The following is a 24,636-nucleotide window of genomic DNA, read 5'->3' on the forward strand; positions in this document are numbered from 1 at the left end:
TGAAGTATGTTAAAAGAGCCAGCAACAATCGTTAAATCGTTAGATAAGCCGTTAACCAGCAGTATTTCATTTCAGATTAGTCGCAAAGTGGTTATGGCTCTTTTATCTCAGCTTTCTCACGCAGGACTGACGGTAACTGAGCCAAATGGAGAGCAACTGTTTTTTGGTGATAAGAGCAGTGACCTACAAGCTCAGCTTACCATTCATAACCAAAGCTTTTATAAACGCCTGCTCCAAGGGGGAAGCATTGCGGCAGGTGAAGCGTATATTGATCACTGGTGGGAATCCCCCAATGTTACCGACGTTATTCGAGTATTGGCTCGTAACTTAGCGACTCTTGATAAAATTGAAGCTAAAACTTCTTGGATCACTCAGCTTTCTACCAAATTAAGCCATAAGCTTCGACGTAATAATCAAGACAATGCCAAGCAGAATATCTCCGCGCATTATGATCGTGGAAATGATCTCTATAGCGCATTTCTCGATCGTAATATGTTGTACTCAGCCGCAATCTACCAATCTGAACTCGACGATCTCTATCATGCTCAAATTAATAAAATGGATCGCCTCTGCCAGCAATTAGCTTTAACACCCGATGATCATTTGTTAGAGATTGGTACTGGTTGGGGCGGAATGGCCATTTATGCTGCACAATATTACGGCTGTAAGGTCACTACCACCACCATATCTAAAGAGCAGTATGCATGGGCTCAGCAACGAGTAGATGCATTGGGCTTAAATGATCAAATCACCTTATTACTAGAAGATTATCGTGACTTAACAGGTGAGTACGACAAAATTGTTTCAATAGAAATGATTGAAGCGGTGGGTCGTGAATATCTGGATATGTATATTGAAAAATGCCAATCCTTATTAAAGCCAGGTGGCCGTTTTGCCATTCAAGCGATAACAATCGCCGATCAGCGTTATGACAGCTATAGCAAGAACGTTGACTTTATTCAGAAGCATATCTTTCCTGGTGGTTTTTTACCCTCAGTGACTGTGTTGCTTAAAACCATGACAGAGAAAAGCGACTTTGTAGTTCGAGATATGTTTGATATGGGACTAGATTATGCTCGTACCTTAAATGATTGGCATCGAAATTTTAATCAGAATATCGAACTGATTACGCTGCGAGGCTATGATGAACGGTTTGTCCGTATGTGGCGGTACTATTTTTGCTACTGTGAAGGGGGCTTTTTAGAAAAGACAATCAGTGCAATTCAGCTGGTGGCAGAAAGACCTAAATACCACTAACAGAGCACTATGGAACGGCTTCGAGGAGGCATGTAGATGAATAAGACAACTCTTTTTGTTGGTGTCGTATTTAATGGTTATTGGTTTTTAGCCGTTTGGGGACAATACCATTACATCTTATTTCTTCAAGCTATATTGCTGTGTGCTTGGCTCTGTTTTCGAGGCAGTATTTTATTTTCGCTCTGTGTCGCCGTGCCTGGGATCTGGGTTGATCTCTTACTAAAGCGGTTTGGATTCTTTTCGTTTCCTAATTCTACCGATCCTTTATATCAAAGCTTTGATCCTATTTTACCCTTTTGGTTGATTTTACTGTGGCTTGGTTTTGCCTCTATGGTTTGGATTATGAGAGAGACGTTGTTGTCACTACCAATGAAGCCCTTGATTGTATTAGGCAGTGTCGGTGGGGCATTGAGCTATTTGGCTGGAGAAAAGCTAGGTGCGATCTCTTTGCCTATTGGGGTTCCATTAACGTTGCCATTGCTGATGTTGATTTGGGCAGCACTAAGTTATTTTCTACTTAAGATGTTACCCAAATTTTCTCGTCTGTATGCTCGTTGCCAAAGACATGATTCGGTTTGATTTAACTTAAAGCGCGAGGAATCGCTATGCCTTTTAAATCTCTTTTGTTTATTTGGGCTTTATTGCTGTCAGAGCAGAGCTATGCAGAGCAACATTTTAGCTGGGTGAATTGGCCTGTTGTTGGTAATACTGAATTGACATGGGGCTGGTGGCCCATCTATCAAGCGCAGCTGCGTACACCATCAGGACAGTATCAAGCTAATAATGACAATAATATCGCGTTAATTATTCGTTATGAAAGAGAGATTGATGCAAGTGATTTACTACAGGCAACCGATGAACAGTGGCAACATTTAGGATATAGCCAACAGCAGAGACAAGTATGGTTAAAGTCCTTGCAGGGCATTTGGCCTAATGTAAGGCAAGGGGATCGACTTATTTTTGTGGTGCAAGATGAGATTGGGTATTTCTTGTTTCAAAATAAAGTGATTGGAACGATCTCAAACCCAAGTCTTAATCGCGCCTTCCTTGCTATTTGGTTATCTCCTAACAGTTCATACCCCAAACTACGTTTAGAGTTAATTGGTAGGGAGTAATCTATGGCTAGCAAATATCTACAAATTTTTATGATGTTGTTGATTCTCCCTTGGTTACTAAGCTGTTCGCAAAAACTGAGTGATTATCAAAATATGCAACCTAAGTTAGATTTGTTCGAATACTTTAACGGTCATGTTATTGCTTGGGGGATGGTGCAAGATTATACCCATACGCAGACAAGACGTTTTGAGGTTACTATTTTAGGGACAGTTAAAGATAATCAACTGACATTAGTTGAAGACTTTATTTTTTCTGACGGAGAAACCCAACAGCGTATTTGGCATATTACCCAATTGAGTGAGGGGGTCTATCAAGGAACGGCAAACGATGTGATTGGTACTGCAATGGGAAAATCCCAAGGTAATGCTGTAAATTGGCGTTATACCCTCGACTTACCCGTAGGTGATGATAGCTATCAGGTTCAATTTGATGATTGGATGTACTTACAAGATGAACGTCATCTGTTTAATCTCGCAGATATTAAGAAATTTGGGATTAAAGTTGGACAAGTGACCTTATTTTTTCAAAAACAACCTGCAACGAAAAATCCCATAGTTAAGAGCACAATATCTAAGAACTCAATTTCTAAGAACATCGAATTTAAGCATTAATAATATAGTCGATTAGAACCAATCAACTCACACCCCGTGACATGGCGACGATGCGTTTTAGTAGCCAGCGAATAAGTAAGGGCACCTCATCAACCTTGCCTTCATGAGTGTATTCGACGATGGCAAGAGCCACATCGGGTTTTGCATGACGCTTAAGTGCTCGTTGAATAATCTTATGCGCGTTAATTGGCGCATCACCCTGAATGCCAGATAGTTGCTTAAATAGCGCTTCATATCCCTGATTATAAAGATAATGTTCTATATCTCTGTCGGGTAATACAGTAAGACGGTGTCGCTCTGCATCCGTACCTAACATATTACGTACTGTTTCAGCGTACTTGCGTCCAGCCATGTCACCGTCAGAGATAAGGTGCCACTCTATACCTAATGAGCGAGCAATTTTGACCAAAGGGCGCAAACCACTTTGAGCAAACTCGATAATTTGAACCCCTTCAGCAGCTAGGTTATATCCACAATAACGAGCCAATTCGTTAAACAACCATACTTCGGTTTCACCTTCCACCAATAACCAAGCACGGGCAAATAACGCACTAGGACGATGTAACCTGACATGAAAACTGACACGGCGAGTTTCATCTTTGCCTAAAGTACGCTTACCCACTTCAAATACTTGTGTTCTATCAGCCTGTCGAATTAACTTCTTAATACTTTGTAGCGGTACACTAGAGAGTAATTCAGGGCTGTTTGTGGTTAAGATCTTTTGCATTGGCATCGAACTAATGAATGACCAAGCTTGCTGCAAAATGGTTGGATGTAACCGACCTTCAGGATCTTCAACAATAAGGATAGGGCGTGAAAGGCGTTTTAAGCTAACAGGGCCTCTCGCTCGAATAAAAGCATTCAGCAAGCCTAGTAGCACCAGTTGGTTTTGTTTCGATAAATTTTTAGGAATAAGTTGCTCAAATGGGTGCTCTGCATATTGGGCAAAGCTAGGGAAATGAGCTCGATTAAAATTACGCTGACGCTGGTGGGGGGCAAAAGCAAAATAGTGATCAACTAACGAATGAAGCGCTTTAATACTGCTTTTTAGCTCCCCTGAATTTACATGACCTGGTTGTGTCATAAGTCGACGACAGGTGTTATCTAAACGCTTTTGAATCCGAGCTTCTTGCTGCGCATTACCATTAACATGATTATCGCTGTGACCATTCGTTTGTAGTTGCTCATGATCATTACTATCGTGTAGCGGCTTGTTCTCATCGTCATAATACCTTAGGCGGCGAGCATCACGTAGACGAACAACAGGGTGTAAGACCATCCAGCGTTTAATCATACGATCATTTTCATCACAATGAATTTCTCGACCATGATGATTTAGAAAACGGCGATAGGTTATCACCTTGTCATTTTCAATAACGCTTTCAATTTGGTAATAGAGGTGGCGAATGTTGTGCTTAAGAACCCAGAATCGCTCAAATCCTTTATATCGACGTGCAATATGCTCACCTTCAGCATCTTCTTTCCAATGTAGAATGATTTGCAACTGAGTCATCTTTTTATTACCCAGAGTGTAATCCACATGAAAATCAGAGAACTTGAAGTTATAAAACTGAGCATCAGGAGAGAGAGCAATACTTAAAGCATCAAGCAGAGAAGATTTACCCCATGCATTTTCACCAATAAGCACAGAGAGTTCATCAAAAGTGAGAGATAAACGCTTTATCCCCCTAAAGCCTGAAATTTCAATACGTTCTAAATGCATATCATCACCTCTGTTACAAGATTAGCGCAGATATAAATGGAATTTGCTACTCAAGGTCACAGATTGGTATCATCTCTACAAATTAATAAAGCGTATCTACGTAAAATACAAGTTATTGTTTATCATTGCTTATTTATTGAGCGCCTGTCTATTTATAGAACACTAGCTGATAGGCAATAATACTCACTGAGTTAATGGAGTTTCAGTATGGCTAAGATTATTCATTCAATGGTACGAGTTCGTGATTTAGATAAGTCACTGTTTTTTTATAAGAATGCACTAGACCTTGATATTGCCGAGCGTTTGGATTTTGAAGGCTTTAGTTTGGTCTATTTACGCAATGATGAAAATGATATGGAACTAGAACTGACTTGGAATGAGGGAGTAGAAGAAGCTTATACTCATGGTTCGGGTTATGGTCATATCGCGGTTGCTGTTGATGATTTAGAGAGCGAACATGAAAAATTAATGGGTCTGGGTTATGAGCCGGCAGACGTTAAAGAATTTTTCCGTGATGGAACGTTACTGGCTAAATTTTTCTTTGTTCAAGACCCAGATGGCTACAAGATTGAATTCTTACAACGTCATGGCCGTTACTTATAATACCGAGTATTAATAATACCTTCTAATGATTAAGGCCTAGATAAGAGAGAGCCTCAAATGTCTTAGGCCTTATCCTCGCAATATTTACCGCAACCATGATCGGTACTGAATTTATTCTGTGATCTTAACGATAAAATGTTATATTGGTTTCAGTCAGATAGACAATCCATTCATATATTTGGCACCACTTTTGCAGATTATTTAACATATCTAGCTGTAATAGCTTAGTTAAACAAACTGTGTGACTGATGGGTAATAAGCCGTTGTGCAGAATGAAACAGAGGCAACTCTATTCTCTGCAACGTAAATGACTTATTCGCCTAGTAGTCTTAGTTTCTGCAATCTACGAGGGAGATGATGATTTCTTTATGATTAATAACCGTAGTGCAAAAATTACCTTTGCCCATATAAACGATACACACTCAAATTTTGAGCCTTCGTCAATATCACTAACACTTCCTGCTGATGTTTTCTCTTCTGAGACTTCAGTTTACGCAAGTTGTGGTGGTTTTTCACGAGTGTCATCGGCGGTTAAAGAGATCAAAACTCAAGCTTACCTGAATCAACGTGAATTTATGTTCCTCCATGCAGGAGATTGTTTCCAAGGTACGTTGTATTTTTCTCTTTATAAGGGCAGTGCAAACGCTGTACTCCTCAATGCGATTGGTATTGAAGCCATGGCGTTAGGTAATCATGAATTGGATATGGGAAATGCACCTTTGGCCGACTTTTTGGACCAAGTGCAGTTTCCATTATTAGCCGGTAACTGGGATTTGTCTCAAGAAGATCAGTCTAAGCCAAATCCTATTCGTGATAAGGAGAATGTCTATGCTTATGATGTTCAAACTCAGACCGCGAAATATATTGTAAAAGATGTGTTAGGTGAGCCCGTAGCTATTTTTGGCTTGGCTCTTGAAAACATGGTGGGGATTGCAAACCCAGATCCCGACACTCACTTTTTGAATGTTAGCCAAATTTGTCGAGATACGGTATCACACCTAAATCAACAAGGGATCAACAAGATCATCGTACTGAGTCACCTTGGTTATGATCGTGACCTTGAACTTGCAGAAGAAGTGGTAGGGCTCGGAGCAATCATCGGTGGCCACTCACATACAATGCAAGGCGATTTTACTAATATTGGATTTGGTAAAACAGATACCTACGCGCGTATGGTTAATGGTACTTGTGTTGTACAAGCTGGGTGTAATGCCTTAGCGTTAGGTCAACTCGATATTGATTTTGCCGCTGATGGTACTGTCGAACGAGTTTCGGGTGTCAATCAGTTACTTCTTGGCCGACAGTTTACGGTAGATGCAACGCGTACAGAGCACTTAGATCAAGACAGTCATGATGCAGTCAGACACTATCTAACTGAACAAGCAAATGTGCGTTTTTGTGTTAAAGATCCTGTTATCGAAAACATATTGAATGAACACTATCGCCCCGCGGTTCGTAATCTGCAAGTTGAGCAAGTGGCGTTAGTCACAGAGCCTTTACGACATACACGTATTCCCGATCAGAAAGGTCCAAGCCAAATTGCACCTTGGGTAGTACAGAGTTTTGTCTGGAAGGGACGTCAACTTGGCTATGATATCGATTTTGGTATCCATAATGCTGGTGGCGTGCGAGCTTCACTTAATCCTGGGCCTATTACCCCCGCCGATGTTGCTGGTAAGTTATTACCATTTGCTATTGGTTTAATGGTTTATCAAGTAAAAGGTAAGCGCATTCGCCAAGCATTAGAGGGTGCGATTGATAATGCGATTGATAACGGTGTAGAAGGAACCGGGACTGGAAGTTTTCCTTATGTGGCCGATCTTCGTTATACCTACCGTTGTTGTTCAACTAAGGGTACACGTATAGAGCAGTTACAACATTTATCAGATGGTCAATGGATCGATGTTGACGATGAGAAAGTGTATACCTCTGTATCCTCTGGCTATACTGCAACAGGTAAAGAAGGGTATGCACCATTACTTGATTATGTCTCTGAACCGAAAGCGATGAATGTTACTATGGCTGATGCATTTGAAGATTTTGCTCGAATGAAGGGTGAATTCAGTGCTCCAGAAGAAAATTATACTGTGTATATTCCTTGTGAGTGCAATGCAACAGATGTCGCCTAAGTAGATATGTTTAGCAAAAGAGTAGGCGAGACACTAAGTAAGACATTAATCGCTAAATTATTTCAAAGCCTGATGAATGCTCGTCAGGCTTTGTTTTCGAGACACTAGCTACAAATTATTCATAGCGCACTTATTGGCAATATTAAGCTACCAGCTCTTGCTGATTGAGTCGATAAGCAACCAGATCTTCAATAGTTAGTACTGGCATATCAAACTTCTCACCAAAGTTGATTACTTCAGGCAGACGAGCCATAGTCCCGTCTGGATTTGTGAGCTCACACAACACGCCATAAGGTTTTAATCCGGCAAGACGCATAAGATCAATGGTTGCTTCTGTGTGACCACGACGGCCTAATACGCCATTACTGTTTGCTTTTAAAGGAAAAACATGACCAGGACGATTAAGATCGCTTGGCTGTGCATTATCAGCGATTGCCGCTTTCACTGTGGTTACGCGATCGGCTGCAGATACACCTGTAGTAACGCCTTCTGCGGCTTCAATAGTTACAGTGAAACCTGTTTGATTGGCTGAAGTGTTGTTTTCAACCATCATAGGTAACTCTAATTGCTTCGTGCGTTCTTCCGTTAGGCATAAACAGACGATACCTGAACATTCACGGATCATAATTGCCATTTGTTGAGATGTGAGTGTTTCTGCTGAGAAGATAATATCACCTTCGTTTTCGCGATCTTCATCATCAACTACAAGCACTCCTTTACCTTGGCGGATTGCATTTAGTGCGATTTCAACACGTTTGAAAGGGGTTCCAAATTGAGCTAAAAGGGACTGATTCATGGTAAAACTCCGTATAAAAAATTTATACCAAGATCATAAAAAAGGCAGATTTTTGCAGCCCTAGCTATTCATGATATTGGCATTACCAGAATCAGGGCGTTGATAGATAGTGTCCAAAGAATGGAGTGTATATTCTGTATTGCACAGCATAATATTGCTAAGCACGATGAGTATCAATTAGATACAACAAAGCAGCAGCTACGGAAAGTACTAATAATACTTTCTCTCGCATCTGATACAGCATAGCCATGAGCGTAAACTCACCACTGATCCTCTTTCATCCGGACTATAACCGTCGGCTCTGGGTTTGCACCAGATCTGCTGACCTTAACTAAATAACTCGTTAAGCGCTCGCGGGCTGATACCTAAATAGATATTTACCGCCGGTGGGGAATTTCACCCCGCCCTGAGAATTCGTTAAAAAGGGTATGTAAATTATGAGTAGGGTGCAAGAGAAAATCTTTATAACTGGGCTATACGTAGAATTAACTGCTACTTCTTTATCAGTTTTCGGATTAGGATTATTTTCATAAAGTTGAGTGGTTTATTGTTTAAAACCATCAATTTGACATACGTCAATTTTATAATGAAAAATCAAACCTGAACGAAGTGTTTCTCTCAGTAACTTGGCCTATTGCCTCAGTTAAGCCTGAATGAATAATATAATTTATTCTGTGGTAGTGCTCTATAACCGAGTTTAATCCGGTTGAAATCCGTTACATTTTCTTATTTTCGTTGTTAACGCTAATTGAGTTAATTTAAATAAGCTTGGATTAGTTTTACTAATGATGAAATGGAGAATTTGTCATTTTAGGTCAGCAAAAAAGATGACTAAAATAACGGCAACTAAACAAAATAACTCAGTAGAGGCAATCATGGCACAGGTAATGAATTTTGAAACTGTTACATCTGATGACGTATTGAATCAGAAAACTTATGCCGTTTCATTCAAAGGATTGATTGCACATTTTATGGATATTCTATTTGTTCGTTCTAAGTCAGTAAAAGAGTACAACGTTAGTGATCTATCGGTACATCTTCAGAAAGATATCGGTTTATATCGTTAAGTGTAATAGTGATTTCTGTTTTACCTTTGATAAAAATGACTTAGCAGTTATTCTGATACTAGTCGTCAATTAGGTTAACTAGGATGCTGTATGGGAATTTTTTCTAAGTTATTCGGTACAAAATCTGCAAATAAATTAAAGGTTCAAATTGAGCCTACCGAATATAAAGGCTTTTTAATCTATCCAGAACCAAAAGCAGAAAATGGACAGTTTCGTATTGCAGGACGTATTACGAAAGAAGTTGAAGGAGAGTTAAAAGATCATGCGTTTATCCGCTCTGATCTCTTATCATCAAAGCAAGATGCCGAAACATTTATGATCAATAAAGCCAAGATGTTTATTGATCAAACTGGCGATGCGATGTTTAAGTAACCAATTTTTCCAGCCAGTCCTATAGCTAAGTGTAAAATTCTTGGCTATAGGGCGGCGTTAGCCATCTTTATTGTACCTATCTTTTTATTTCCTTATCCTCAATATCTTCCTCTACGCTATGTAGCAAACGTTGAATTTCCCTCTTGTTTTGTGAAAAGTTTGTAAATTTATAACCTCAACCCATATCTCAAAAAAAACTGAAATATTTTCTAAAAATCGATAAGTCAATCACAGTCACAAAATGATTGATGAATAGCGAATAAACTGACTTAACTCATTATCTATACAGAAAATATTGTGGTGACTGGTTTGCTATCTCGTCTTTAATGTGTAAATCTGTTGCATAACAGAGAGTTAACCATGAATGTGGTGTGACCAGTTTGATTGTGTTAAAAATGTTCTTTTCTTTCTGTTAGATTGTGAAAATCGTTGGTTTTTTCAACGTAAATGTTGGGGATTTTTGTATTTTTACCACAAGGGCTTGATATTGATTATCAAGTTGGATACAAAAACATACTTTTTTGCCAATATTCAGGGACTAGCTATGCAAATTGGTGTACCTAGAGAGATATTCGCTAACGAAACGCGAGTCGCTGCGACCCCTAAAACGGTTGAGCAGTTGTTAAAAATGGGATTCAGTGTTGCGGTTGAGCATAACGCTGGTGTGAAAGCGAGTTTTGACGATGCAGCTTATGAAGCCGCAGGTGCAACAGTCGTTTCAACCAACGAAGTGTGGCAGTCGGATCTGATCTTTAAAGTTAATGCCCCTCAGGTAAATCCAGAAACGGGTGTTGATGAGATCGAGTTAATTAAAGATGGTGCTAGCTTAGTATCCTTTATTTGGCCCGCTCAAAATCCAGAGCTATTAGAAAAGCTATCAGCGAAAAACATTAACGTAATGGCTATGGATTCTGTACCACGAATCTCTCGTGCACAGGCTCTTGATGCGTTAAGTTCAATGGCTAACATCGCAGGTTATCGTGCGGTTGTTGAAGCTGCGCACGAATTTGGTCGTTTCTTTACCGGTCAAATTACAGCCGCAGGTAAAGTACCACCGGCTAAAGTTTTAGTCGCAGGTGCTGGTGTTGCTGGTTTAGCAGCTATTGGTGCAGCGGGTAGCCTTGGTGCTATTGTTCGTGCATTCGATGTTCGACCTGAAGTAAAAGAGCAGGTTGAATCCATGGGTGCCGAATTCCTTGAAGTGGATTACAAAGAAGATACTTCAACGGGAGATGGTTACGCTAAAGAAATGTCTGATGAATTCAATAAAGCGGCTGAGCGTTTGTACGCAGAGCAAGCTAAAGATGTTGATATCATCATTACAACAGCATTGATCCCAGGTCGTCCTGCGCCTAAATTGATCACCAAAGAGATGGTTGATTCAATGAAGGCGGGCAGTGTGATTGTCGATCTTGCAGCAGCAAATGGCGGTAACTGTGCTTATACTGAAGCTGATAAGGTTATTACAACTGCAAATGGTGTGAAAATCATTGGTTACACCGATATGGTTAGCCGTTTGCCTACACAGTCGTCTCAGCTATATGCAACTAACCTTGTTAACTTGGTTAAACTTCTTTGCAAAGAGAAAGATGGCAACATTGATATCAACTTTGATGATGAAGTGCTTCGTGGTTTGACTGTGATTAAAGCAGGTGAAGTCACTTGGCCTGCACCACCAATCAAAGTCTCTGCGGCTCCCAAAAAAGAAGCAGCACCTAAAGTGGCTATTGCGCCAAAAGTTGAAAAACCGACTTCACCAGCTAAAAAATACGGTATTTTGGCAGCGGCAGCGATTGCTTTTGGCTGGGTAGCGAATAATGCTCCTGCAGAATTCCTTTCTCACTTTACAGTATTCGTATTGGCGTGTGTGGTGGGTTACTACGTGGTATGGAACGTAACTCATGCGTTGCATACACCTCTAATGTCAGTAACTAACGCAATTTCAGGCATCATTATTGTGGGTGCTCTACTGCAAATTGGACAAGGACACAGTGGTGTTTCTGTCCTCGCGTTTATTGCGATCCTCATTGCTAGCATCAATATATTCGGTGGCTTTACGGTCACTAAACGTATGCTAGAAATGTTCCGTAAAGACAAATAAGGAGTAACAAATGTCTGCAGGTATCGTGCAAGCAGCTTATATTGTTGCTGCTGTATTATTTATCATGTCTCTAGCGGGACTGTCTAAGCAAGAAACGGCTCGTAACGGTAATTACTACGGTATTGCTGGTATGGCGATTGCGTTAATTGCGACCATCTTTGGCCCAGATGCACAAGGTACTGGCTGGATCATTATCGCGATGATCATCGGTGGTGCTATTGGTATCTACTACGCTAAGAAAGTTGAAATGACTGAAATGCCGGAGCTTGTGGCAATTCTTCATAGCTTTGTTGGCTTGGCGGCGGTTCTAGTTGGTTTTAACACCTATTTAGATCATGGTGATTTGACTGGCGCAATGCTGACGATTCACCTTGTTGAAATCTTCCTTGGTGTATTCATTGGTGCGGTTACTTTTACCGGTTCCATCGTTGCCTTTGCTAAACTACGTGGCATTATTTCCTCTAAACCACTAATGCTGCCACATCGCCATAAACTAAACTTAGCGGCTATCGTTGTATCATTTATCCTAATGCTTATTTTTGTGAAAGCAGAAGGCTCAATGATTGCATTGATTCTGGTTACACTGATTGCACTTGCATTTGGTTACCATCTTGTTGCTTCAATTGGTGGTGCTGATATGCCAGTTGTGGTTTCGATGCTTAACTCATACTCAGGTTGGGCAGCGGCAGCAGCAGGTTTTATGCTAGCAAACGATCTGTTGATTGTAACAGGTGCGCTAGTAGGTTCTTCTGGTGCGATTCTGTCTTACATCATGTGTAAAGCAATGAACCGTTCATTTATTAGTGTTATTGCTGGCGGTTTTGGTACTGATGGCGGTGTAGCATCAACAGAAGAAGAGCAGGGCGAGCACCGTGAAGCTTCAGCAGAAGAAGTTGCTGAACTGCTTAAAGATGCAAAATCTGTGATCATCACTCCTGGATACGGCATGGCGGTTGCGCAAGCTCAGTACCCAGTACATGAAATCACAGACAAGCTACGTGCTCAAGGTGTTAATGTTCGTTTTGGTATTCACCCTGTAGCAGGTCGTCTACCTGGTCATATGAACGTGCTATTGGCGGAAGCTAAGGTACCTTATGACATCGTATTAGAAATGGATGAGATCAACGATGATTTCTCTGATACAGATGTGGTACTAGTTATCGGTGCAAATGACACTGTAAACCCAGCGGCAATGGAAGATCCAAACAGTCCAATCGCAGGCATGCCTGTACTAGAAGTTTGGAATGCGCGTAATGTAATCGTATTTAAGCGTTCTATGAATACGGGTTACGCAGGCGTACAAAACCCATTGTTCTTCAAAGAAAATACTCAAATGCTATTTGGTGATGCAAAACAAAGTTGCTTAGATATTCTTGAGCATCTATAAGCATAACTAAATTTGTTACCATGAAACGCCGTTATCACAGATAGCGGCGTTTTTTTATGTATTAATAAATAATCCTGCTATAAATAGTTGTAAATCAAGATGATAGAAGTAACAATAGAAGTGGATTTTAGCAATAGGTAATGACATATCTCTGACAATGCTAAAACGAAATCAATGATAGACTGAGCCTATGAAAAAGTACGTATTGTTAATGTCTCTGTTTTTGTCCTCGACAAGCTTTGCCGATTCTATGAGTCTGCCTGAGCGGTTGAGTTCTATTCGTGGCGATCTGTTGAAAACTGAGCCATTAGCAACATACGATATCCGTCAGTTACAGAGCCGATATCCAACGCCTTTGCTGTTGCCTTCGTCTTTACTGCCTCAATCAGCTAAGTATCCGCTTAAAGCGTTACGACAGCTCTATAAACAGTCTCTTGTCTGTAAGGGACCATGGCCAGTAAGTCCTTTGGTAACTCAGCCTGTGGTTTTTGTTCGTGCGATGTGTTTCGGTACACCGTTACCGCGAGGATGGTTTGTTCGTGCTGGCTATATTCACCCAGGTGGTGGTAGTTATGCATACCGTTATTTAGAAAAGCATCCACAAGATAATAAAAAACTGGATAGATATCTTCATATTAAAGAGCGACCTTTAGCCGAGACAAACTCAATTTTGGGCCGTTTGCAGCGTATGAGTGATGAAGAGATCAAAGTTTTTATTGCTGGATCTGATGCTTTTATTGCCAACGGTGAGTTATGGGTTAGATATGATAATGATTATAAAATTTATGATCAGCCAACTTGGTCATCAGTTCTAAATCGTTATGATGTTCACTTTAAGCGACTGAATGATAATGATTTCTGTTTGGCTAAGAGTGGCAATATTTGTTGGCAAGAAGAAGACAAGTCGCATATAACATACTATCTGTTAGTGGGACTATTTGTTGCCAACTTAGGTATTTTGATCGGATGGGGTGTATTGCGTTTACGCTCTCGCCGTCGTGCAATGCAAGAACGTATGTTAGTATTACAAATTCTTACGCACGAACTGCGAACACCTATAGCCAGTTTAGCTATGACGGTAGAAGGTTTTCGACGTCAGTTCGATTTATTACCAGAAGAGTTATACGATGAGTTTCGTCGTTTAACCGAAGATTCACGGCGACTACGTCAGTTGGCAGAAGCAAGTAAAGATTACTTACAAGCCAATCAGCAAGAATTGAGCGTTCAAGAAATTGAATCGTTTAACGAGTGGTTAGAATTCTTAGTTGAACCGTATGAAGTTGCATTGACGTTGCCAGAGCAAGATCGTCAAGTGAGCTTAAATATGTATTGGCTAGGGACTTGTATTGATAACTTATTATCAAACGCCACAAAATATGGGGTAGCGCCAATTTCATTAACCGCATCTTTCAACGATGGAAAAGTAAAAATAGTGGTACAAGATCAGGGACCACTGGGTAAAAAAGACTGGGCTAGGTTACGAAAGCCTTTTGTAAGTGAAAGAGGTTTAGGTCTAGGTCTAACAATCGTTGAATCGATGATACGTCGTATGGGTGGAACTATGCGTTTAGATGGTCCACCAACAACTTTTATTTTGGAGATACCGTGTGAATCAGACTCTGCTACTGGTTGAAGATGACCGCAACCTTGCTGATGGTTTACTCGAGAGCTTGAAGCAAGCCGGATACAATTGTTTATACGCAGACTGTGCGACTAAAGTTGCAGGTTTGTGGGATCAAGCGGAGATCGTAATTTTAGATCGCCAGTTACCGGAGGGTGACTCTCTTGATTTTCTTAAAGATTGGTTAAAAATTAAAACCTTACCTGTAATTATGTTAACCGCTATGGTTTCTATTACAGATAAAGTCGTTGGGCTTGATTCTGGTGCTAGCGATTATTTGACTAAACCTTTTGCTGTTGAAGAGTTATTGGCACGTATTCGAGTGCATCTTCGCAGTAATGGTGCCGATGCTGAACCAAGTAACATCATTACAGCAGGACAAATTGAGATCAATCTTGATAGCCGTGAAGTTCGCCATGGTGATGAGTTTATTACGTTAACGCGTACTGAATTTGAGCTATTGGTATTTTTAGCCAAAAATGCTGGTCGCGTGTTTACTCGTGATGAGTTATTAGATCAAGTTTGGGGTTATAACCATTACCCAACAACACGAACCGTCGATACTCATATCCTTCAGTTACGTCAAAAGCTTGTTGGTATTGAGATTGAAACGTTACGTGGCGTTGGCTATCGAATGAAGTCTTAATTCTATGAAGAGATTGACAGCTTCTCTCTGTTCACTCTTTTTAGTTGGCTCGGCGTTTTGTACGCCGAGCGCTAGTGCAAAGTGGTTTATTAGCAAGAATCTCTATACTCTTGCCAATGAAAAGCTACTTGAAGGACATACCTCTGAATCTTTCGATACCATTATTCAAGCTTGGCAGCAACAGCCAGATGCGATTCATCAAGCAAATTTAAATAATCTTCTTGATTTAGCGATAACAGATGATTGTGGCCATAGTCTGAATAAAAAAGTATTACCGCAATGGTTATCACAACTTTCGGTTAATCGAGAAGTAATTCAAAATACCAACCAATTGATGCTCAAGCTTTCAATAACCGGTCTTACCCGCAATAAAATTAAGTCCATAAGTTTCAGTCGATGGCCTGATATGGACATAATTAAGGGGACACCTCTCATTGAAGAGGGGGGATATTTTAATATTGAAGCCAGAAGATTGGAAAAACCGATTCATGCCGGTCTTTATCGACTCAGTATCCAAGCTGAAGATGAGAAGCCTTGGAATAGTTGGATTGTTTTAGCAGAGCCTGCTCTTAAGCAACAGATTGGCTGGGTTGATAACTCCCATTGGCGTATTGAGCATAACTATTTTCAGAATCCTTCCTGCCCAACACCAGCGTTAACGGTTGATTTGTTTGATCTTAACAATTCTTCTTGGACGCCGGTATGGTCACAAAGAATTAATAATAAAGACTTACCTAATGAGTTACCTGAAGTTTCTTTACCTGATGGTCGCTATTGGTTAAGTGTGGGATTAATAAACAGTCGTTGGCAAGGTGATATCGCAATTAAAGATGTTCAGCGAATCACTCAACCAGTTGATTTTCCACTATAATTAATTATTGTTCAGGTTAATAACTAAGGGCTTCAGATAGGGGCCCTTTTTATATTTGTATATTTTCACATCGACAAATATTGGCTGTTCCGTTCTTCTATATTCTTCACGCTAAACTTATATACCCGAATTAGACACATTTTTCATATGGTGTATTTTATTTGCATCTTTAAAGGTGTATCATATTTGCATGTTTTAAGAGGTACACGAATATGATGCAAATTCTTGATAACGAAAAAGAGCAAAAGATCATCCCTATCTTTAGGTTAGCGTTTCGACCTTTCTTTTTATCTGCAGCTCTTTTCTCCGCTGTTGCTATGGTTGTTTGGGCTATGTTTTGGTCAGGTAGCAGCCATGTCACAGGTTTAATGTATGGTCACCCTATCTGGTGGCATGCTCATGAAATGATGATTGGATTTACTGGGGCAATCATTATTGGCTTTCTGTTAACTGCAGTACAGACCTGGACTGGCGTTCCGGGTATTCGTAGTACTAAATTGGCGATCGTTTTTACGTTATGGCTAATTGCCAGAATTGGTTTGCTATTTGGTCAACCAAGTTACGTTTGGATGTTTATCGATCTCTCATGGATTCCACTGGCGGCATATTTCTTGTTGAAACCCATTTTGCTTCGTCGCCAATGGAATAATCTTTTTTTCGCACCGCTACTGTTGTTACTGACAGCTTTAAATGTCCAACTTCATTTAATTGCGATGGGGCTTGTTGAGAACTCATTGCGTCAAACTTCTTTTATTGCTTTAGTTGTGATCGCGATTATCGTATTGGTTGTTGGCGGGCGAGTTATCCCATTTTTTACATGGAGAGGAACCCAAACCGAGCAGATTACTCGTGTTAAATGGATTGAATATGCTGCATTAATTCCAGCATGGTTGCTCCTTGTTGCAACGTTTCTGCCATTGCCTAGTAATTATAATTGGATTGTTGCCAATTTGCTGATGGTTACTGCCGTTACAAATATGATTCGATTTGTCCGCTGGCGTACATTGTCCACTTTGAAAGTGCCATTATTATGGAGCCTGCATCTCGCATATCTATGTATGATTCTGGGGCTTTTTGCCATTGGCCTAAGCATGGTCAGTCATGTTGTGAGCTATAGTATTGCACTGCATCTTATGACTGTTGGTGGTATCGGCGGTATGATTTTGTCTATGATGGCTCGTGTTTCATTAGGGCATACAGGACGTAGTCTACAGGTTGGATACTGGGTTCAAATTGCATTTGTTTGTTTATTATTATCAACGCTTGTTCGTAGTGTATTGATTTGGGTTTATCCAAGTTTGACTATTAATGGCTATGTTTTTTCTGCCATTTTGTGGGCGATTGCGTTCTCTATATTTACTATTGTGTACTATCCAATTTTGACTAAACCCCGTGTCGATGGTCGTCCAGGCTAAAGAGCTAATAACTATTGGATGACAATTGCATTATTAAGCTCTAAACTACGCGATTCTAATTAAACTGATTTGAGATAGATATAATGCTTACTTTAACTCACAGTGAGCAGCAAGAAGCTGCAGAGCGTATTCATGAATTAATGGCTCAAGGTATTAGTTCTGGTGAGGCAATTAAGATTATTGCTGATCAGATCCGTGCAGAAGCAGCGAAAAAAGCTGAACAGCAAGATTAATAATACGGAAGTCATCCGATTAATCTGATTGATTTAAGAGAGTCTATATGGCTCTCTTTTTTGTTTTTAGCGTTTCATTCCTCATAAGTCGCCATTATTACCTTTGAAATTGTGCGTTAATTCTCATAGCGCCAAACAACTCTTAGATAAATAGATATAGCTGAAATAAGATACGGTTAGACTGATTTTTGTCTCTTTGTATGATGTATAAGATGAAAGGGATTAATGATGAATAATCGTTATATGAAGGCAAGAACTCTGGCTCGGGCGAGACATAAAGAGCAAATGTATGGAGATGTACCGTATTTCTTTCATCTCGAAGCGGTTTCTCGATTAGCAACACCGTTTGGTACTGATGCTATGATTATTGCTCAATTGCATGATGTTATTGAGGATACTTCAACTACCGTAGAAGAATTAATTGCTGATTTTGGTTTTACTATAGCTGATGCTGTAAATTATATGTCCGACGGTAAGTTAGAAGATCGATGTGCAAGAAAAAATGAAATTAACAAACGTTTTTCTGGACTCGATGAGACGGAGGAAGCGGCGCGCCTTGCTTTGATCGTAAAAGCTTGTGATAGGTTAGCTAATGTTCGTGCCAGTAAATATAATTCTCAAAGACACTATCAAATGTATAAAAGCGAGTATGCTGAATTCAGGCAGGCCGTTTATCGCCAAGGATTATGCGAAGCGATTTGGTGGGAATTAGATAATTTAATGGGTTTTGATATTATTAGCCATTAAATTTGGCAAAATAAGAAAAGGCTTTGAAGATGATACCTGCAAAGCCTTTTTTCTATCACGATTTGAAGCAATAGAAGCGACTCGGAGATTTATTCGTCTTCGTAAATTGTTGGGATAGGCTGACGCTTATGCTCAGTGGCTTTGTAGATATTAACTAGGCGTTCAATAACATGAGGCTCAACATCTTTGCCTTCCAAGAAATCGTCGATTTGATCGTAACTGACTAATAAGGCATCTTCATCAGCTTTCTGTGGTGCTAACTCTTCCAAATCGGCAGTAGGTACTTTTATCACTAATGATTCAGGCGCACCTAGATGGGCCGCAATTTGGCGCACTTGTCGTTTATTCAAACCAAATAATGGAGCAAGGTCACACGCACCATCACCAAACTTGGTATAAAAACCTGTAATATTTTCTGCTGAATGATCAGTTCCTAAAACTAATCCACCTACTAATCCAGCAACTTCGTATTGAGCTATCATGCGAGTACGGGCTTTTACATTGCCTTTAACAAAGTCCACCTTAGCTTCATCTTTAGGAATCAATCCGGTGCCATCTAAAGCGTCTAGAGTACTTGCGTGAGTACCATTTACGCCCGTTTTAATATTGATGCTTATAGAGTGAGTTGGCTGAATAAATTGAAGTGCTAATTGGGCTTCATCTTCATCTTGCTGCTCGCCATAAGGTAAACGAACAGCAATAAATTGGTAGTCAGTTGTGTTAAGTTCTTTGTTAAGTCCTTCAACAGCTAATTGAGCCAAACGGCCACACGTTGTTGAGTCAACACCACCGCTAATACCCAGTACAAGAGACTTACTGCCTGATACTTTTAGCTTCTTTTGAATGAATGAAATTCGGCGTTGAATCTCAAACTCAACGTCAATTGAAGGTAAAACACGCATGTTCTGACGAATTAGCTGTTCCATTTTATATGCTACCTTAGGTACTTAGCCCAAAATCTAATCAATTGAATCAGAAAAATGAGTTCTTTCTCACTAACTGATTAACCCTTATGTAAAATCATGCGATAAGTTATGTTTTGGATCAATGCTCGATTGTCAATTCAAGCAAAATACTTCCAAACTGTTATTACTAAGTAATGATATTGTGCGATTTATCGTCATAAAGTAGAGAATAACATCCTATGAAGCCTCAAATTGCGATCTTTGGTAGTGCGTTTAACCCTCCGACACTTGGACATCTATCCGTTTTAGAGCGTCTTAGTCAATTTGATACAGTGCTTGTTCTTCCAAGTTACACTCATGCTTGGGGAAAAGTGATGTTAGATTACGAGTTACGGTGTGAATTAATATCGACCTTCATTAAAGACAGTCAATTAAGTAACTTAGAACTGTGCCAAATAGAGCAAGAGATAGCTGTTCGTGGTCAAGCGGTTACGACATTCGATGTAATGAGCCAATTGCAGCTGAGATATCCAAATGCAAATCTTACTTTCGTTATTGGTCCTGATAACTTATTGAACTTCTCTAAATTTTACCGCTCTGAAGAGATATTGAAACGTTGGCAAATACTGGCTTGTCCTGAAACAGTTTCAGTAAGAAGTACACAGATCCGGGAATATTTAGAGGAAGGTCGAGCTATTTCACATCTAACAACAGAAAATGTCGCTAAACTACTGAATAGTTCTCGATTTGATTTTACATCGAACAGATAGGAATGGTTATTTGTCTTATTGCAGTACTAAATTAATTGGATGGCTTGTATTCTCAAGCAGTTTGGTTGCATGGGATTGCTCGGCTATGATATGTCAACCTGAATTGAGTGAAGTTGCCGTTGTTGATGCCTGTAATGTTTCACCGAGTTCTCCCAGTTTATTTAGTTACGCATCTCCATGGCGTTTAGATACCCTTGATAGGGGAAGGCTTTTTTGGAATCATTGGGATAAATTAAATGTTGAAACACCGGTATTTACCGAATACCAAGCTTCGACTTTCTATGGGTTGGGTTTTTGGGTTCCGGAAAAGTATGAATACCAACCTGCAGATGCGGATGACCCCGAAGACTGGATTCGACAGCATGGCCTCCAGATGAGCTTTGGTATGACAGGCTCAGATCCAAATTCGCCTCGGTTTAGATTTGATTACCGCTGGCACGAACGTGAAGAATCTGGCCTATCCATGCATGTACAGATACCTTTCCAATAGGTCGTAATAAGAGTTTAGTATTATAACGACAAGTCGATGTTGTTTATCTCTGCGACTAGAAAATCTATAAAAGCACGTAATGCTGGGCGAGGGAATTTACTACCACTATATACGGCATAGATTTCACCACTTGATCCCTCATGCATCGATGAATGCCAATTTGGAAGGCATCGAATCAATTTACCCTCTTTTACCAAATCAACCATCATCCAATTTGACATAAGAACAACACCACCATGGGCAACGGCTGCCTCAACTAATGGTGTTCCACCTTTAGATGTAATATTACCTGCAACAGATACTCTTAAGCACTGTTTCCCATTATTAAAGTACCAGTAGACTTTTTGCCTATCGTTATTAAGTAATAAGCAATTATGGTTCTCCAAATCATGAGGGCAGTTTAGTGGTTCTGAATTAGCCAAATATGTTGGAGAAGCACAAAGCCAGGTCTGGTTAGGTAACAGCATTCTAGCATGTAATCCAGAGTCAGCAGGGCGACCAATTCGAATGCCTAAATCAATATTTTCGCTATTGATATCTACCATTCGATTTTCTAACTCAATCTCAACTTTAACTTCTGGATATTGAGCCAGGAATTTTGGAAGTAGAGGAGATATCCATTGGCGACCAAAACTTTCAAAAACCGAGATGCGAATCGTACCTTGAGGATGCTGATTCTGTTTTTTGGTTTGGTTAAAGAGAGCATCTGCATTATGGATTAGTTCTGTTGCACCTTGATAGAAATCTTGGCCTTCATCTGTGAGTGTTAGTTGGCGTGTTGTTCGGTGAAATAGAGTAACGCATAGCTCTTTTTCAAGCTGATCTATATTTCTTGCAATAGAGGAAGGTGCCATATTCAAAATTTGGCCGGTTTTTGAAAAACTGCCAACTTCAACGACTTTAAGGAATATTTTGATTAAATTGAACATTGAGGCATTACCTTTGCTGCTTTTGCACTATGCGCAAAACTATTTCAGTTATTAGTGGTATTCTATGCATTAATTAATTGATGCACAATACATTCAACTTAAGAATACATCATTAATAAATGACAAGAATTATTTTGAATTTATTTATGTGTGGTTACATTAGAGGAATTTATTATGCAACATCGTTTTGATTTAAGTGCACTAGAACCAAAAGCTTATAAACCTATGCTTGGCTTAGAAGGGTATCTCGATCAGACAGATCTTGAGCCTAAATTAAAAGAACTTATTAAGATTCGTTCTTCAATTATCAATGGTTGTGTTTTTTGTATTCAGATGCATACAGATAAAGCTAAATCATTAGGTGAAACAGATCATCGACTATTTGCTGTTGCTGCTTGGAAAGAATCGCCATTATTTACTGATGAAGAGCGCTCTGTACTTGCTCTTACTGATGAGGTGACTGAGATCGCTAAAGGTGGAGTATCTGAAGAAGTTTACCAAGCTTGTATTAAGCTAATGGGTGAGCATAAAACAGCGCAATGCTTAATGCAGATTGTGACTATTAATGCATGGAATCGTATTGCTTTAACAACCCGTATGTATCACGAAGCAGAATAGAAACGCGGTTGATTCCTTCTGCCTAGTAACTTGTTTAAATCCCCTTTGAGTGACAGAACTGATCGCTCAAAGGGGATTTTTTTATAATGGCTTACCTAATATAGGTAACGCTAAAGTGTTGAGTAGTGTTTCAGGTACCGATAACTCGGTCGCAATTTGAGCTAGTTTTCGTCCTGAACGCTGTAATCGAATGGCTTCACGCATCAGCATACAAGATTCAAGCTCTTTCACTGACTGGTTAAACACAGATTCTATCGCTTTGATATCGCTATTCTCCGTGATTTTAGAACCGTTTAAAATCAGTGTTAATGCTGAGTGATGTCGTTCTGCAAGCGCTGGTGATAGAGTTTTTGTTGATACTTTCAACTGTGCTGCTTTGTCTGCGAGCACTTTTAAAATACGACCTTCAGGGCCTTCCCATTGATGCTGTTCGCTTGCTGTTTGGCTTAATTCATCTAAAAGAGCAGCAATTAATGGCGTAACTTTGAAAAAACCTGCGTGGCTACATACAGCTGTAGTAAGACGAATTGAAAAATCGACTTGATAGTAATTAGTACCAGGAAGTGCGGTTAAAGCATGTAGGCAATCAAATGGGAGCCAAAATCCGGTACCTGCTGAAACTAAATGTTCATTTTTACCTAGGCGAACAAGAACGGCTCCTTTCTCAACCACAATAAAAAAGGAATGAGTACTTTTCTTACGAGAGCCAACATGTAAAAAAGGGTGATTATGATGGGTAAATTCGATCGCGTGTTTCATAGCAGGTCTCTAGTTGGTAATGCGTAGGTATGATCTTGTCTTTTGAAGAGATCGTCAACAAGTCTAGAAGTAAACACGCAATTATTGGACAAAATTATAAGAAATAGTGATAAGTTTTACGGTTATCGCGTTTTGTTTTGATTAAAATGGATATGTTTTAATCAAATTATTCTGGTAAGACCTCCAACCATTTACTGTATTGGCGGTTACCGTTGGGCAAACCCTAAAATGTGCGTAAAATAGCGCAGTTTTCATTAAAGTCGAAGCATCATTGTGCCAACAAATAACGATATTTATAAAGAGATTCGTCCTTACAATGACGATGAAGTCAGTGCAGCGATTGCACGTTTGATTGATGATAAAGAATTTATCAATGCTATTTTGAAGTACCGTTTTCCGCAAGCATCTGGCATGTTTGGCTGGTTATTGATCCCCTTGATTAAGCGAGTTTTAATCAAGAAGTGGTCTAATGTTAAAACGGTAGAAGAGATTCAGCACCATGTTGCTAAGTATATGCAAGGAACACTGGATAACTCTTGTGACGGTGTAACGTGGAGTGGTTTGGATAAGCTTGACCCTAATCAATCTTATCTATTTGTTTCTAATCACCGAGATATAGCAATGGATCCAGCCATGGTGAACTGGGCTCTATTCCATGAAAACTTTAATACGGTTCGTATTGCTATCGGTGATAATCTACTGAAAAAACCGTGTGCTACAGAGCTAATGCGTTTAAACAAGAGCTTTATTGTTAAACGTTCAGTTAAAGCTCCTCGTGAAATGATGAAAGCGTTAGGTCTTTTATCTGGTTATATCTCTCATTCATTAGAAACAGGTCATAATATCTGGATCGCTCAAAAAGAGGGGCGAGCGAAAGATGGCAATGATAGAACTGATCCTGCTTTAATGAAGATGTTCTTTATGGAAGGTCGTAAACGTAAAGAAGCATTTTCTGAATTTATGCCAAAGCTAAACATTGTTCCGGTAAGCATTTCTTACGAGAATGATCCGTGTGATGCAGCTAAAGCTCATGAGCTATACCAAATTCAATCCCATGGTAGCTATGAGAAGGGTGAGTTTGAAGATATCGACAGTATCATTAAAGGTATTGTTGGCTATAAGGGACGTATTCATATCGCTTTTGGTGACGTCATTACTCAGCCATTCGAAACTCCTGATGAATTGGCGGAAGAGATTGACCGTCAAATAACCAAAAACTATCATCTGTTCCCGGCTAACTATATTGCAGCAGATATTGAAGATGGTTCTGTTACTGAGAGTGAAATTGCTAAATTTAATGAAAAATTGGCAACCCTATCAATTGGTGAAGCAGACTTATTGAAAAAGATGTATGCATATCCTGCTAAAAAGAAATTAGCCTAGATTTACTATTTTCTAATAATAAGTAGAGCGACCAACTTAATTGAATTGTTAAGAGGTCGCTTTATTTTTAGCTTTAGTATGTGGTAA

At 39.7% G+C, this 24,636-nt stretch carries 25 protein-coding genes and 1 riboswitch; of the genes, 20 read left to right on the plus strand and 5 right to left on the minus strand.

Features of this window, described 5'->3' with window-relative positions; all coding sequences use genetic code 11:
• The first annotated feature begins 6 nt into the window (after window positions 1–6).
• The 4 genes from CTN07_RS16880 to CTN07_RS16895 are packed head-to-tail and all read left to right on the plus strand — an operon-like array spanning window position 7 to window position 2,984.
• A complete protein-coding gene (locus tag CTN07_RS16880) occupies window positions 7–1,257 on the plus strand; it encodes an SAM-dependent methyltransferase (RefSeq protein ID WP_005304854.1) in 1,251 nt (416 codons plus the stop codon).
• 36 nt (window positions 1,258–1,293) lie between these two features.
• Window positions 1,294–1,836: a DUF2878 domain-containing protein gene (locus tag CTN07_RS16885; RefSeq protein WP_050787813.1), complete on the plus strand. Its 543-nt coding sequence runs from the start codon at window positions 1,294–1,296 to the stop codon at window positions 1,834–1,836.
• A gap of 26 nt (window positions 1,837–1,862) precedes the next feature.
• A complete protein-coding gene (locus tag CTN07_RS16890) occupies window positions 1,863–2,372 on the plus strand; it encodes a chalcone isomerase family protein (RefSeq protein WP_107183735.1) in 510 nt (169 codons plus the stop codon).
• A gap of 3 nt (window positions 2,373–2,375) precedes the next feature.
• Window positions 2,376–2,984: a DUF3833 domain-containing protein gene (locus CTN07_RS16895; protein WP_005304857.1), complete on the plus strand. Its 609-nt coding sequence runs from the start codon at window positions 2,376–2,378 to the stop codon at window positions 2,982–2,984.
• Window positions 2,985–3,006: 22 nt separating this feature from the next.
• Here the strand turns inward: CTN07_RS16895 and CTN07_RS16900 are convergent, their stop codons facing one another.
• Window positions 3,007–4,707 carry a DUF2813 domain-containing protein gene (locus CTN07_RS16900; protein ID WP_005304860.1) on the minus strand — a complete coding sequence of 567 codons (1,701 nt, stop codon included), beginning with the start codon at window positions 4,705–4,707 and terminating at the stop codon, window positions 3,007–3,009.
• 207 nt (window positions 4,708–4,914) lie between these two features.
• Between CTN07_RS16900 and CTN07_RS16905 the strand changes: the two genes are divergently transcribed.
• Both CTN07_RS16905 and CTN07_RS16910 read left to right on the plus strand, forming a co-directional pair.
• Complete coding sequence (locus tag CTN07_RS16905; protein ID WP_036765593.1) at window positions 4,915–5,310, plus strand: VOC family protein; 396 nt, start codon at window positions 4,915–4,917, stop codon at window positions 5,308–5,310.
• A 368-nt stretch (window positions 5,311–5,678) separates the two neighbouring features.
• Window positions 5,679–7,439 carry a bifunctional metallophosphatase/5'-nucleotidase gene (locus CTN07_RS16910; RefSeq protein ID WP_005304870.1) on the plus strand — a complete coding sequence of 587 codons (1,761 nt, stop codon included), beginning with the start codon at window positions 5,679–5,681 and terminating at the stop codon, window positions 7,437–7,439.
• Window positions 7,440–7,581: 142 nt separating this feature from the next.
• On the opposite strand, the gene ribB is transcribed toward CTN07_RS16910, so the two are convergent.
• The gene (ribB, locus tag CTN07_RS16915; protein ID WP_005304874.1) at window positions 7,582–8,235 is read right to left on the minus strand and encodes a 3,4-dihydroxy-2-butanone-4-phosphate synthase; all 654 of its coding nucleotides are present in this window, start codon (window positions 8,233–8,235) and stop codon (window positions 7,582–7,584) included.
• Between the two features lie 265 nt (window positions 8,236–8,500).
• Window positions 8,501–8,653, minus strand: a riboswitch (FMN riboswitch).
• A 457-nt stretch (window positions 8,654–9,110) separates the two neighbouring features.
• On the opposite strand from ribB, the gene CTN07_RS16920 reads away from it, so the two are divergent.
• From CTN07_RS16920 to CTN07_RS16965, 10 genes are all read left to right on the plus strand, one after another.
• Window positions 9,111–9,302, plus strand: a complete 192-nt coding sequence (locus tag CTN07_RS16920) for a hypothetical protein (RefSeq protein WP_005304876.1) — start codon at window positions 9,111–9,113, stop codon at window positions 9,300–9,302.
• A gap of 90 nt (window positions 9,303–9,392) precedes the next feature.
• Window positions 9,393–9,674: an HlyU family transcriptional regulator gene (locus CTN07_RS16925; RefSeq protein WP_036765594.1), complete on the plus strand. Its 282-nt coding sequence runs from the start codon at window positions 9,393–9,395 to the stop codon at window positions 9,672–9,674.
• 544 nt (window positions 9,675–10,218) lie between these two features.
• Window positions 10,219–11,775, plus strand: a complete 1,557-nt coding sequence (gene pntA / locus CTN07_RS16930; protein ID WP_036765993.1) for a Re/Si-specific NAD(P)(+) transhydrogenase subunit alpha — start codon at window positions 10,219–10,221, stop codon at window positions 11,773–11,775.
• A 10-nt stretch (window positions 11,776–11,785) separates the two neighbouring features.
• Window positions 11,786–13,162: a Re/Si-specific NAD(P)(+) transhydrogenase subunit beta gene (pntB, locus tag CTN07_RS16935; RefSeq protein WP_005304879.1), complete on the plus strand. Its 1,377-nt coding sequence runs from the start codon at window positions 11,786–11,788 to the stop codon at window positions 13,160–13,162.
• A gap of 190 nt (window positions 13,163–13,352) precedes the next feature.
• The gene (gene vxrA / locus CTN07_RS16940; protein WP_005304881.1) at window positions 13,353–14,795 is read left to right on the plus strand and encodes a sensor histidine kinase VxrA; all 1,443 of its coding nucleotides are present in this window, start codon (window positions 13,353–13,355) and stop codon (window positions 14,793–14,795) included.
• Window positions 14,770–15,429 carry a response regulator transcription factor gene (locus tag CTN07_RS16945; protein ID WP_005304882.1) on the plus strand — a complete coding sequence of 220 codons (660 nt, stop codon included), beginning with the start codon at window positions 14,770–14,772 and terminating at the stop codon, window positions 15,427–15,429. Before vxrA ends, CTN07_RS16945 begins: the two co-directional genes overlap by 26 nt.
• Before the next feature lie 4 nt (window positions 15,430–15,433).
• Entirely contained in the window at window positions 15,434–16,300 is an 867-nt protein-coding gene (locus tag CTN07_RS16950) for a DUF2861 family protein (RefSeq protein WP_005304890.1), read from the plus strand.
• Window positions 16,301–16,512: 212 nt separating this feature from the next.
• Window positions 16,513–17,715, plus strand: a complete 1,203-nt coding sequence (locus CTN07_RS16955) for an NnrS family protein (protein WP_005304892.1) — start codon at window positions 16,513–16,515, stop codon at window positions 17,713–17,715.
• 83 nt (window positions 17,716–17,798) lie between these two features.
• On the plus strand, window positions 17,799–17,948 hold the full coding sequence (locus tag CTN07_RS16960; protein ID WP_005304893.1) for a YoaH family protein: 150 nt from the start codon (window positions 17,799–17,801) through the stop codon (window positions 17,946–17,948).
• Window positions 17,949–18,176: 228 nt separating this feature from the next.
• Complete coding sequence (locus CTN07_RS16965) at window positions 18,177–18,695, plus strand: HD domain-containing protein (protein ID WP_036765595.1); 519 nt, start codon at window positions 18,177–18,179, stop codon at window positions 18,693–18,695.
• A gap of 89 nt (window positions 18,696–18,784) precedes the next feature.
• On the opposite strand, the gene nadE is transcribed toward CTN07_RS16965, so the two are convergent.
• The gene (gene nadE, locus CTN07_RS16970; protein ID WP_005304895.1) at window positions 18,785–19,621 is read right to left on the minus strand and encodes an NAD(+) synthase; all 837 of its coding nucleotides are present in this window, start codon (window positions 19,619–19,621) and stop codon (window positions 18,785–18,787) included.
• A gap of 218 nt (window positions 19,622–19,839) precedes the next feature.
• Here nadE and CTN07_RS16975 point away from each other — a divergent pair, with 218 nt between their 5' ends.
• Together CTN07_RS16975 and CTN07_RS16980 are read left to right on the plus strand one after the other, a co-directional pair.
• Window positions 19,840–20,370, plus strand: a complete 531-nt coding sequence (locus CTN07_RS16975; protein WP_036765596.1) for a nicotinate-nicotinamide nucleotide adenylyltransferase — start codon at window positions 19,840–19,842, stop codon at window positions 20,368–20,370.
• Window positions 20,371–20,380: 10 nt separating this feature from the next.
• Window positions 20,381–20,860, plus strand: a complete 480-nt coding sequence (locus CTN07_RS16980) for a hypothetical protein (protein ID WP_136039161.1) — start codon at window positions 20,381–20,383, stop codon at window positions 20,858–20,860.
• A gap of 20 nt (window positions 20,861–20,880) precedes the next feature.
• Here CTN07_RS16980 and CTN07_RS16985 read toward each other — a convergent pair whose 3' ends face one another.
• Window positions 20,881–21,789: a LysR family transcriptional regulator gene (locus CTN07_RS16985; RefSeq protein WP_005304897.1), complete on the minus strand. Its 909-nt coding sequence runs from the start codon at window positions 21,787–21,789 to the stop codon at window positions 20,881–20,883.
• Window positions 21,790–21,963: 174 nt separating this feature from the next.
• On the opposite strand from CTN07_RS16985, the gene CTN07_RS16990 reads away from it, so the two are divergent.
• Window positions 21,964–22,407 (plus strand): carboxymuconolactone decarboxylase family protein, encoded by a 444-nt coding sequence (locus CTN07_RS16990; RefSeq protein ID WP_005304901.1) that lies wholly within the window; start codon window positions 21,964–21,966, stop codon window positions 22,405–22,407.
• 81 nt (window positions 22,408–22,488) lie between these two features.
• Here the strand turns inward: CTN07_RS16990 and CTN07_RS16995 are convergent, their stop codons facing one another.
• Window positions 22,489–23,166, minus strand: a complete 678-nt coding sequence (locus tag CTN07_RS16995; RefSeq protein ID WP_005304904.1) for an AraC family ligand binding domain-containing protein — start codon at window positions 23,164–23,166, stop codon at window positions 22,489–22,491.
• Window positions 23,167–23,439: 273 nt separating this feature from the next.
• Between CTN07_RS16995 and CTN07_RS17000 the strand changes: the two genes are divergently transcribed.
• Complete coding sequence (locus CTN07_RS17000) at window positions 23,440–24,549, plus strand: 1-acyl-sn-glycerol-3-phosphate acyltransferase (protein WP_005304906.1); 1,110 nt, start codon at window positions 23,440–23,442, stop codon at window positions 24,547–24,549.
• Window positions 24,550–24,636: the final 87 nt, after the last annotated feature.

The sequence above is a fragment of the Photobacterium damselae genome (assembly GCF_003026815.1).
GTDB classification, from domain to species: Bacteria; Pseudomonadota; Gammaproteobacteria; order Enterobacterales; family Vibrionaceae; genus Photobacterium; species Photobacterium damselae.